The sequence below is a fragment of the Geomicrobium halophilum genome (assembly GCF_014207655.1).
Lineage (GTDB): Bacteria > Bacillota > Bacilli > Bacillales > Marinococcaceae > Geomicrobium > Geomicrobium halophilum.
Genome location: NZ_JACHHJ010000004.1, coordinates 251,272 through 262,627, shown reverse-complemented (window position 1 = coordinate 262,627; position 11,356 = coordinate 251,272). Strand labels below are relative to the sequence as shown.

Annotated in this window: 8 protein-coding genes; 6 read left to right on the top strand and 2 right to left on the bottom strand. The window is 41.7% G+C overall.

Annotated elements, in window-relative coordinates:
- The first annotated feature begins 9 nt into the window (after nt 1-9).
- From guaA to HNR44_RS14055, 4 genes are all read left to right on the top strand, one after another.
- Nucleotides 10-1,551 carry a glutamine-hydrolyzing GMP synthase gene (guaA, locus tag HNR44_RS14070; RefSeq protein WP_184404957.1) on the top strand — a complete coding sequence of 514 codons (1,542 nt, stop codon included), beginning with the start codon at nt 10-12 and terminating at the stop codon, nt 1,549-1,551.
- A 491-nt stretch (nt 1,552-2,042) separates the two neighbouring features.
- Nucleotides 2,043-2,471 carry an Rrf2 family transcriptional regulator gene (locus tag HNR44_RS14065; RefSeq protein ID WP_184404956.1) on the top strand — a complete coding sequence of 143 codons (429 nt, stop codon included), beginning with the start codon at nt 2,043-2,045 and terminating at the stop codon, nt 2,469-2,471.
- 13 nt (nt 2,472-2,484) lie between these two features.
- Nucleotides 2,485-3,384 (top strand): NAD(P)/FAD-dependent oxidoreductase, encoded by a 900-nt coding sequence (locus HNR44_RS14060; protein WP_184404955.1) that lies wholly within the window; start codon nt 2,485-2,487, stop codon nt 3,382-3,384.
- A gap of 48 nt (nt 3,385-3,432) precedes the next feature.
- Entirely contained in the window at nt 3,433-4,026 is a 594-nt protein-coding gene (locus HNR44_RS14055; RefSeq protein ID WP_246407460.1) for a class I SAM-dependent methyltransferase, read from the top strand.
- Nucleotides 4,027-4,279: 253 nt separating this feature from the next.
- Here the strand turns inward: HNR44_RS14055 and HNR44_RS14050 are convergent, their stop codons facing one another.
- Nucleotides 4,280-5,419: an alcohol dehydrogenase catalytic domain-containing protein gene (locus HNR44_RS14050; protein ID WP_184404954.1), complete on the bottom strand. Its 1,140-nt coding sequence runs from the start codon at nt 5,417-5,419 to the stop codon at nt 4,280-4,282.
- 277 nt (nt 5,420-5,696) lie between these two features.
- Between HNR44_RS14050 and HNR44_RS14045 the strand changes: the two genes are divergently transcribed.
- Complete coding sequence (locus HNR44_RS14045) at nt 5,697-7,010, top strand: NCS2 family permease (protein WP_184404953.1); 1,314 nt, start codon at nt 5,697-5,699, stop codon at nt 7,008-7,010.
- 304 nt (nt 7,011-7,314) lie between these two features.
- On the top strand, nt 7,315-9,726 hold the full coding sequence (locus HNR44_RS14040; RefSeq protein ID WP_184404952.1) for a S8 family serine peptidase: 2,412 nt from the start codon (nt 7,315-7,317) through the stop codon (nt 9,724-9,726).
- Nucleotides 9,727-9,981: 255 nt separating this feature from the next.
- Here HNR44_RS14040 and HNR44_RS14035 read toward each other — a convergent pair whose 3' ends face one another.
- Complete coding sequence (locus tag HNR44_RS14035) at nt 9,982-10,452, bottom strand: GNAT family N-acetyltransferase (RefSeq protein ID WP_343069521.1); 471 nt, start codon at nt 10,450-10,452, stop codon at nt 9,982-9,984.
- Nucleotides 10,453-11,356: the final 904 nt, after the last annotated feature.

Below are 11,356 nucleotides of genomic sequence, written 5' to 3'. Positions count from 1 at the left end.
GTGCCGTGAATGAATGAAGAAATAAATGAAACGATTGCTGTCCTTGATTTTGGTGGACAATACAATCAATTGATTACACGTAGAATCCGTGACTTAGGCGTATACAGCGAACTTTATCCGAATACGGTAAGTGCGGAAGAATTAAAAGCCCTTGATTTAAAAGGGATCATCTTCTCAGGTGGCCCAAACAGTGCTTATGTTGAGGACGCACCAAATTGTGATCCTGCCATCTTTGATCTTGATGTACCGATTCTTGGGATCTGTTACGGGATGCAGCTGTTGACTCATCATTTTGGCGGAAAAGTTGAAGAGGCCCATCACCGTGAATACGGAAAAGCAACTTTTTCGTTGAAAAATCCATCGAAACTGCTCAAAGATTTGCCGGCGGAGCAATCGGTATGGATGAGTCACGGAGATTTAATCGTAGAACCCCCGAAAGGTTTTCAAGTGGATGGAACCAACCCTACATGTCCTGTAGCAGCCATGAGTAATGAAGAAGCTAACCTGTATGGCGTTCAGTTCCACCCGGAAGTACGCCATACAGAGCATGGGAACAATTTGCTTAAAAACTTTGCCTATGAAATTTGCCAATGCAAGGGCGAATGGACGATGGAAAACTTCATTGAATTAGAAGTGGAAAAAATTCGCACAAACGTCGGGGATCGCCATGTCCTGTGCGCGTTGAGCGGTGGGGTGGATTCATCTGTAACCGCCATGCTCGTTCACCGTGCCATCGGCGACCAACTGACTTGTATGTTCATCGATCATGGTCTGCTGCGCAAAAATGAAGGTACGCAAGTTATGGAAATGTTCGAAGGTAAATTTGATATTAACGTCGTAAAAATCGACGCTTCTGAACGTTTTCTATCGAAATTAAGCGGTGTAACAGATCCAGAACAAAAACGTAAAATCATCGGAAATGAGTTTATTTATTTATTTGAAGAAGAATCAGCGAAACTAGAAAATATGGATTTCCTCGCCCAAGGCACTCTCTATACGGATGTGATTGAGAGCGGAACAGCAACTGCTGAAACGATTAAATCCCACCATAATGTGGGGGGGCTGCCAGAAGAGATGAACCTGGATCTCATTGAACCGTTAAATACACTGTTTAAAGATGAGGTTCGCGAGTTAGGCACTGAACTTGGTTTACCAGAGAGCTTCGTTTGGCGTCAGCCGTTCCCAGGCCCAGGACTAGGAATTCGAGTGCTTGGGGAAATCACTGAAGAAAAGTTAGAAATCGTCCGTGAATCAGATGCCGTTTTGCATGATGTCTTGCAAAAGGCAGGTCTTGATAAGGAAATTTGGCAGTTTTTCACGGCACTTCCAGATATGCGAAGCGTAGGGGTTATGGGCGATAATCGAACATATGACTATACCGTTGGTGTTCGAGCGGTGACGTCTATTGACGGCATGACTTCTGATTGGGCTCGTATTCCTCATGAAGTATTAGAGAGGATCTCTACGCGGATCGTAAACGAAGTACCACAGGTGAATCGCGTCGTATATGATATTACATCAAAACCACCTTCCACCATTGAGTGGGAATAAAAAGCTAACCTAATTTGAAAAAAAGGGAACGCCTATATAAAGGGATTGAGCCAAGTGTAGTAAGGATAAAATAAGTTAAAAAAATATGGTTCCCTACCAAATTTATTTGGTAGGGAATATTTTTATTGTGAGTTTAAAGTTGCGACGTTTGTAAAAATAATACATTTTTAAGTCACGATGCTTATAAAAAAATTGAGAATTTATTCCCTTTTGGTATGCTTTGTCTAAAGGGATTCTTATGGGGAAAGTGATATAAGATTATAATACAAACGGTCCATTATCTGGAAGACTCGAATTCGAGATGATCCCTAATTAGCACTCGTTACAAACGTCAGTTCAGTGTTATGGTTACTTAATAAGGCTAATTAAGAATGATTAGTGATCTTTAAAGCATCACCGTTGACACATTTACCAGGGGGTGCTAAGCTATTAAGTAATTAAGGATAACGAAAATCCTTAATATCTTTTATTATATGAAATAGGGGGAAATCATGAAATACTCAAAAGCCACTAATTACGCATTGCATACAATGGTGTATTTAATTACCTTACCTAAAAGAAGTACGATAGGTGTTCAAAGCTTGGCAGAAATGCAAAACCTTTCACCAACCTATCTTTCAAAGATATTAACTAAACTTGCTAAAGGTGGGTTAATTGAATCAACACCAGGGGTTAAGGGAGGATATAAAGTTTCTAAACCTAAAGATGAAATCTCATTTCTAGATGTAATAAAAACAGTTGAGGGAGATTCCAATTTATTTAATTGCTCCATGGATCATAACGAAGGTTGCATGATTGAAAATGTGATGACAGAGGCTGAACAAAACATGAAAGACGACCTCGATAATAAATTTCTCATCGACATCGCCAATAACATGGAAGAAAAGTGCATTAACAATATAAAAGGAAAAGCAACTTAAAGGAGCTGATGGAATGATATTAGATTGTGCCGTAATTGGAGGAGGCCCTGCTGGATTAAACGCTTCCCTAGTTCTAGGAAGATCTAGACGAAATACAGTATTATTCGATGATAATAAACCTAGAAATTCCGTAACAAATGAATCACACGGTTTTATAACTAGAGATGGAATAAATCCTAAAGAGTTAAGAGGAATAGCTAGCGAAGAACTAGATAAATACCCAGATGTTGAAATCAAGAGACAACGGGTTATAAACGTAACTAAAAAGGATCAGTTATTTATGATTGAAACAGATGACGAAGAGGTCTATAAAGCCAAGAAAGTTGTCTTAGCAACTGGGCTTAAAGAAAAATTACCAGATATAAACCGTATCAATTATTTTTATGGGATCAGTATCTTTAGTTGCCCCTTCTGTGATGGGTGGGAATTAAGAGACCGCCCCTTAGCCGTGATTGCGGAAAATTCTCGCGCTTTTCATATGGCAAAGGTTGTATATAACTGGACCAACGACCTGATTGTCAGTACTAATGGAAGTCAAATTTTATCCATTGATGAAAAAAACGTTTTAAAAAAGAAAGGAATTAAAATTTACGAACAAAAGATCTCTTCATTAATTGGTGATAATGGTTATTTGAAAAATATCTCATTTGAAGATGGGACCACCCTTTCACGTGAGGGAGGATTTATCGTACCGGAATTGGAACAATCGTCATCAATAGGCGAGGTACTAGGGTGTGAATTTAACAATCAGGGCGCAATTAAAACGGATGGTATAGGTCGCACCAATGTTGAAGGAGTGTTTGCATGTGGCGATACCTCCATAATTGCCCCTTCTCAATTAATTATTGCGGCCGCGGAAGGTAGCAAAGCTGCAATAGGGGTCAATGCAGCTTTGGTTGAGGAAACCTTCTAATTAAAGCTATTCCATTCCACCCGGTTTCTAATTAAAAGGAGAATTTATATGAATATGAAAAAGAATGATAAGCCAAATCATATGGACCATTTCAAAAAAAAGGTAGGGTTTCTAGACAGCTTGAAGAGAAGAGAGGAGTTCCCTCCAGAACAGCAACTGAAACTACTCCCTATTAATAATAACGATAATATTTTAGATATAGGGGCTGGGACAGGTTTCTTAACGATACCGGCTGCTAAACTAACGGATGGAATGGTCTATGCACTTGATATAGACCCCAATATGTTGAAAATTGTATATTCTAAGGCTACTAATGATGGACTTGAAAATGTTCGAACAATTCAAGGTGAAATGAAGGATGTACCCTTATCAGCCAATTCAATTGATATTGTATTAGCTTCGTTAGTCCTTCACGAAATAAAACCTTTATCTGAGACATTACAGTTAATCAACCAAGTGCTTAAAGTAAAAGGTTACCTTGCATGTGTTGAATTAGAAGAAGAGGAAAATCCAAATCATAATCACCCAAGAGTACCCTCATCCAAATTGGAACAGGAATTAAATAAAGCAGGTTTTGAAGTAAGTAAGAAACTTTATCCAACAGATTCTATTTACGTTTTAATCGCCCAAAAACAAAATTAAGTCCTTCATTAGTATTTATTTTTGCTGTAAATATCGATATTAAGTATCTTTAATATATTTAATTGTGAGGGTGAAAATAAATAATTGATGTTATTCCGCATTCCATTTGCTCAAGAACTTGACAAATGGAATGCGTCATCTTTAGTTGAATGCCTCGAATTCAAGTCTTCATGAATAGGGCGAGTTTCTCAAATGAGGGATAGCTCCAATATCGCATATAAGGGCCAGATTGTTAGAGAGGTGGCCTTTTGATTTAGGGTTTCAAAATTGCCTTGATATTGCCGTCTTCTTTTTTATCGAAAATATCGTATGCTTTGCCAGCGTCATCAAGATTCATTTTATGCGTAATGATATCGGTAGGATCGAACTTTTTGTTTTCGATCATCTCATAGAGTTTTGGCATGAGGTGAACGACAGGAGCTTGTCCAGAACGAATAGAGACATTACGAGTGAAAAAGGCGCCAATCGGGAAGTTGTTTGCTTCGGTCCCATACACACCGGTAAGTTGTACGGTACCGAATTTGCGCACGGATTCGCTGGCCAGCGTGATCGGTCTTATCGTTCCAAATTGATTGTCTTCGTTAGAACCGAATGTTTCGCCCTCCGGCACTGTTCCGTCCATACCGACACAGTCGATAACTACATCCGCGCCGCCGTCGGTGTCATTATAAAGAAGTTGACCGATTTCTTGGTTGTTTTTGAAATTGTAGGTTTCCGCATGATTCGTTCTTTTTGCATGCTCCAACCGATGATCCACTTGATCTACGGCAATGACACGTTTGGCTCCTTTCATCCAGGCGAATTTCTGCGCCATTAAGCCGATCGGACCGGCGCCTAGAATAATAACCGTATCTTCTTTTTTAACTTCCCCGTGTTCGACACTCCAATAAGCCGTAGGAATAACATCAGATAGAAATAGTACACTTTCGTCCTCGAGCTCGCTGTGATCGGGTACCTTGAATGAGGTTACGTCTGCATAAGGGACACGCAAATATTCTGCCTGTCCGCCCGGAATATTTCCGAATCCTTCGGCGAATCCAAAAAGTCCGCCGGTATCTGTATGCGGATTTGCATTTGAATTGTCGCATTGGCTTTCCATTTGCTGCTTACAAAAGAAACATTCCCCGCAGCTGACATTAAAAGGGATGACCACGCGGTCGCCTTTTTTCAGCGTTTGTACGTCCTTACCGACTTCTTCAACAATTCCCATCGGCTCATGACCGACGACATAATCCTCTTCAGGCACGACCCCGCCGTGGTAAAGGTGTAAGTCTGAACCACATATTCCGCTTGCAGTAATGCGCACAATCATATCATCTGCATGCTGTATGGATGGAGCCTCGACCTGTTTCGTTTCCATTCGATGTTTCCCTTGAAAAGTAACAGCTCTCATGATATTCATCCCTTCTTTTGTGACTCTTAATTTTGCATTTTCCTTATGGGTGTATGTTTAAACATGTGTGATGGTCATAAAAAGGGCCGAATACTCCAAGACGGCTATGTATTAACGAATAATATTCAAATGAATTCATATATTGTTCGGATATTATTGACATAAAAACACCGATAACGATACAATTATTGTCGTTAAAACATGAATGATCAATGATTGTGTCTAAGTGAAGAGCACCGATCGTTTCGTCGATACTCATTTTGCAGGAGGCTTACCATTGAAGAATTACTTCCGCTTTGAAGAAAACAATACCAATTATGGCAAAGAGAGTGTCGCGGGTCTGACGACGTTTTTAGTCATGGCCTATATTCTTTTTGTCAATCCACAAATTCTCAGTGATGCCGGTATGGACAGGGGTGCTGTGTTTTCAGCCACCGCCATTGCTGCGGCAATTGGCACCCTCATTATGGCATTTTGGGGGAAATATCCCATTGCTCTAGCACCAGGGATGGGTCTTAATGCTTTCTTTGCCTATACCGTTGTATTGGGGATGGGGATTGATTGGGAAATCGCGCTCTTCGGGGTTTTTGCTTCAGGAATTATTCTCACGGTGATTACTCTTTTGAAAATCCGCGAGGTCATTATTAACGCCATACCTGCTGAATTGAAGTATGCTTCTGCCAGTGGTATCGGTCTTTTTATTGCGTTTGTCGGCTTTCAGAACGCAGGGATCGTCGTACCGGATGAAGCCACGTTTGTAAAGATGGGGAACATGCTGGAGCCAACGACGCTGCTTGCGGTCTTTGGGTTACTGGTGACTACCATTTTGATGGTTATTGGTGTTCGCGGGAGCGTTTTCTATGGCATTCTCTTAACAGCTGTCGCAGGGATAACTTTTGGGTTAATAGAAATGCCTTCCGCCATTGTCGATACCATTCCTAGTCTCGAGCCTACGTTTGGTGTAGCATTCACAAGTTTAGTAGAGGTTGAATGGACTTCGGAACTCATCATGCAATTAGGAGTTGTCATTCTTACGTTTTTGTTCGTAGACTTTTTTAATACAGCAGGGACACTCTATGCCGTAGCCAATAAAGCCGGTTTTGTCAAAAATAATCAATTGCCAAACGCTGGCCGCGCTCTTTTATCCGATGCATCAGCCACTTGGGTGGGAGCCGTGCTGGGAACGTCAACGACAACGGCTTACGTTGAATCAACAGCCGGGGTAGTATCAGGCGGGCGTACGGGTTTTACATCACTTGTTACGAGTCTTCTTTTTCTCGTCTCATTATTTTTCTCCCCTTTGCTTACCGTTGTGACGGAAGAAGTGATCGCAGCTGCACTGATTATCGTGGGGCTCCTTATGGCTTCGGCACTTCGGTTAATTGAATGGGATAGGATTGAAATTGCGCTTCCTTGTTTTCTTACCGCCGTAGCCATGCCGTTAACGTATAGCATTGCCAACGGCATCGCCCTTGGCTTTATGTTCTACCCGATTACTATGCTATTAAAAGGGGAAGGAAAAAACGTTCACCCGATTATGTATGGATTGTTCTTTGTATTTGTAGGATATATTTTCTTTCTCAATAGTTGAGAAGGCATTGCGGAGAAGGCGCGATGCCTTCTTTTTTTCCTAGTACAATGGGCTTTGGGCGAATATAGACCAGGGGCGAAATGGGATTCGGCGCGGCATAGCCGTATAGACACGGTGAACTAGTTCAAGCAAGGTACACGAAATCATAGAATCATTTGTCTTTTACGAGGATTTTAATAGTATTATAGTCTTTGATTTCTCTTATGATGTTAATAAACGACAGGTAAATGCTACTAATTCAAACATTTTTTGCAGGGTTATTGTTTTATAGTCAAGAAAACAAGAAGGGAAAGGAGGATATCGCATGAAAAAGATTCGAAATGGATCTGTTTTTAGTATTTTCGTTCTCGTGATGTCGACCGTTTATCCCTCTTTAGTTGCAGCCGAAAATGAGGCAGATGATCCCGAGGTTACTCTATTTGGGGATCATGACTTTACGTCCTCTGAAGAAGAAACCGTGGTTGTCGAATTGGAAGAATCCTCGGTTTTAGAAGCAGCGCAGGAAGGACTATTTCAGACAAGAGCACAGGTGGATGATGAACGGGCAAAAGTGCAGGATGACATTGATGTTTTAGCCAGTGACTATGAAATCGGGCACGAGTATGGACACGTGTTCTCGGGATTTTCTGTCGAATTGCCAGAAGATGAAATTCCGAACTTACTCAACATTGATGGTATAGAAGCTGTATACCCTAATATGGAATATGAAGTGACGGCAGAGGATGAGATGATTTCAATTGCAGAAGATGAATTTGATCCACTCATGCTTGACAGCGGTCCTTATATCGGTTCAGAGGAGGCACACAACCTGGGTTATACTGGTGAAGGTGTGACCGTCGCGGTCATCGATACAGGGGTGGATTATACGCACCCAGATCTACAAGAAGCTTTTGGAGATTATAAAGGGTATGATTTTGTTGATAATAATGACGATCCTCAGGAAACGCCGCCAGGAGACCCACGGGGTGGGGAGACGAACCACGGCAGCCATGTTGCGGGTACGATCGCTGGTAATGGTTTAACGGTAGGTATTGCACCGGATGCTGAGCTGTTATCGTATCGTGTATTAGGCCCCGGAGGAAGTGGGACAACCGCTGATGTGATTGCCGGTATTGAGCAAGCGGTGCTCGATGGCGCTGATGTTATGAACCTTTCTCTAGGTAATCCAATGAATGACCCTGATTTTGCGACGAGTATTGCTCTGGATCAAGCCATGGAAGATGGTGTCGTAGCGGTAACATCCAACGGGAATGCAGGGCCTGACAATTGGACCGTCGGTTCTCCGGGCACTTCGAGAGAAGCTATTTCTGTTGGAGCTTCGCAGCTTCCGTATGATGACTTTTCTGCAGAACTATCTTCGGAAGAAGCAGACTACCCTTCAGCGGAAGTGATGGGTTATCCGAGTGAACTAGATTTAATGGCTTTGAATGAAGGGGAGTTTGAGTTACTAGACGCAGGTATAGGGGCTCCGGAAAATTTTGAAGATGAAGACTTCGAGGGAAAAATTGCGTTAATGGTACGCGGTGAACTTCCATTTGTGGAAAAAGTTGAAAATGCTGAAGATGCTGGAGCAGAGGGAGCGATTATTTTTAACAATGTGGATGATGAAGAACAGCCGGAAGTTCCGGGTCTTCCACTTCCAACAGTGATGCTTTCATTGGAAGATGGACAAAATTTGCAGTCTGCTCTTGCTCAGGGAGATAACATGGTTTCTTTTGATTTGGAATTTGTCCAAGAAATCGGAGAGACGATTGCTGATTTTTCTTCACGTGGACCGGTCATGGATACGTGGATGATTAAGCCGGATATCTCTGCCCCGGGTGTGAATATTCTCAGTACGGTTCCTACCCATGATGAAGATGATCCGCATGGGTATGCCTCCTTGCAAGGGACAAGCATGGCTGCTCCCCACGTAGCCGGAGCGACTGCCGTTCTCCTTGAATCCAATCCTGAATTGGAAGTGGGAGAAGTACGAGGACTGTTGATGAATACATCTGAATCGCTAGTTGATCCGGATACAGATGAAGAATATCCTTTTAATACGCAAGGTTCAGGTAGTATTCGCATCGCTGATGCTCTTGATTCTGATTCAATCGTGACTCCTGGCAGCCACTCATTTGGAACATTTACGGACGAGGATGGAGTGGAAACAGCGAGAAGTTCATTTACGATTAAAAATCAATCTGAAGAGCGGCAAGCTTATGCTTTTGATATTGAATTCGAGGGCGATCCCGATGGTATTGATGTGATGACAAGCAGTGATGTAGCGCTGCAACCGGGAGAATCGGATGATGTTCGCTTGAATGTACAAGTGGATGCTGGCGCCCTGGATGATGGTTACTATGAAGGGACGATTACAGTAGAAAGCATGACTGAAACCATCGAAGTACCGACCATCTTGTTCGTATCAGAGCCAGACTATCCAAGAATCACAAGCTTTTCGTTAGAACCTGGGGAAGGTGAAGATTTCGAGTTTTCTGCTCATCTGCCTAATGGGGCTGAAGAATTTGGTATGTGGGTGTATGATGCTGATTCGTCTGAATATATCGGTTTGGCCTATCATACAACGAATGTGCCAGCTGGTATGTACGAAGACACATGGGACGGAACCGTTAATGGCCAGCCACTGCCAAGCGGCGATTACGTAATTGTCGGATATGCCAAGCAGGAGGACCAGACGGATCAAGCAGAAAGTAATGTAATTACGATTCCATAAGTAACACAAAAGTCCTGCGCCTCCGCGGGTTAAAAAACGACGATGTTTCCCCTCGCTGCTTTGGAAGTGTCGAAGATAAGAAAAAAGAAGTAGCCACCCTGAGGTTAGGACCTCGGGTGACTACACCGATTAACGGGTTGCGGGAACAAAGGTCCCTGTTCTTTTTCGCTTTTTAACCTACGTCTACCAAATGATCCCATCAATAACTATTCGAAAGATGAACAAACTTTGAAGAATGATTTACTGAGTTTTGCGCTATACGGTTAGCTGTTTCATCATACAAGCCACTTCAAAATCGAGCCCGTTTGGCTGATGGACAACTTTTTCATCATAGATATTGTAACCGAGGGAATGGTACATTTGAATATTTTTAGGTAAATTTTTACGTACGTTGCATAACATCGTCGTTTTTTTATTTTGGCGTGCGACGTCTTCCAATGACTGTAGTAGCCCCTTGGCGACCCCCATCCCTCGTTTTTCAGGAGGAACGCTCAGTCTATAAAAATAAAGGTGATGTTCGTTCATTTGAAAACGAACCACTCCTGCTGGTTCATCGTTCATATAACTGATGAAGGACTGCTCCCCGTCTTCTAAAGCTGTTGAGATGGATTGTATCGTTTCCTCTAAAGCGCTAGAAGGGGGGCTATATTCCATAAAGGCCTGAATCATTACGTTATGAATGACGGGTGCGTGATTAATGCTTGCTTGTTTAATTTCCATACTCATTTCCTTATAAATCCTCCGGCAAATGGTGTTTGTATATTTCTGCTGTATCTGTAGATGTTTGTAGAACAACAATGGTTGAGATGTGGTTGAGTGTAGGTCTTTTTCATATTGTTTCTCTTCTGGTGTTAAAGCGAATCGTTCTTCATCATCGAAAATTGGGCATCGGCCCTCTTTTTATTGCCCCGGGCAACAATTCGAATTTATTTATGAAGCACTCTTAATAAATAGCATTTTACAGCGACCCTTTTATGGGGCCCAGCGATGATAACAAAAGCAAAGTTAAGCTGCAAGTATATATGGTTTTGCAGATTTTGCATAAGAGCGAAGGCATTCTGAAGCTTTGCATGTCACCAATGGTTAGAAGAGCTAAAAAAAGTCCCTTGCCGATCACCCTTTCTTAGCTTTAAGAGACACTGCTATGAAGGGGAGAGCCAGTATCCCTGTCATGAAGGAAGTGCATTATTCCACAATATGGAAATTAGATGGTTTGGAATGACACCGAATTGATTGTTAGGAATATTACTGTGAGCGACGATAGAAGCAACTTCATAGTGTCACGGGTAAGTGGTATCAGGGAGTAGTAATGAAGGATGTTAAATTCCACGTGTTGAAGGAAGTAATCCACATTTTGAAATACTGTTTACCTATTTTCTTTGGTGATAGAAACGTATATTTTCATGTCGCACGTCAACTTTTTTAGAGTGTTGTTAAAAAGATAATTTATTCTGTTAATTAATAACAAGCGATCTTGATACGATGATATGATATAGACGATACAAAATGATATATACCCGTATTGCCTTCAAAAAAGTTACAAGGAAAAGAGAAAAGGTATTGAAAATTTAATAAATGTACTGTAGACTGATGTTCAAGCTTATAGTTTGTAAACGTTTACAAACACTTT

Bases quoted from the DNA above. Each gene is read 5' to 3' on its own strand.
- HNR44_RS14035 (WP_343069521.1), bottom strand. From the start codon at position 10,452: ATGAGTATGGAAATTAAACAAGCAAGCATTAATCACGCACCCGTCATT.
- guaA (WP_184404957.1), top strand. From the start codon at position 10: ATGAATGAAGAAATAAATGAAACGATTGCTGTCCTTGATTTTGGTGGA.
- HNR44_RS14055 (WP_246407460.1), top strand. From the start codon at position 3,433: ATGAATATGAAAAAGAATGATAAGCCAAATCATATGGACCATTTCAAA.
- HNR44_RS14065 (WP_184404956.1), top strand. From the start codon at position 2,043: ATGAAATACTCAAAAGCCACTAATTACGCATTGCATACAATGGTGTAT.
- HNR44_RS14050 (WP_184404954.1), bottom strand. From the start codon at position 5,419: ATGAGAGCTGTTACTTTTCAAGGGAAACATCGAATGGAAACGAAACAG.
- HNR44_RS14040 (WP_184404952.1), top strand. From the start codon at position 7,315: ATGAAAAAGATTCGAAATGGATCTGTTTTTAGTATTTTCGTTCTCGTG.
- HNR44_RS14060 (WP_184404955.1), top strand. From the start codon at position 2,485: ATGATATTAGATTGTGCCGTAATTGGAGGAGGCCCTGCTGGATTAAAC.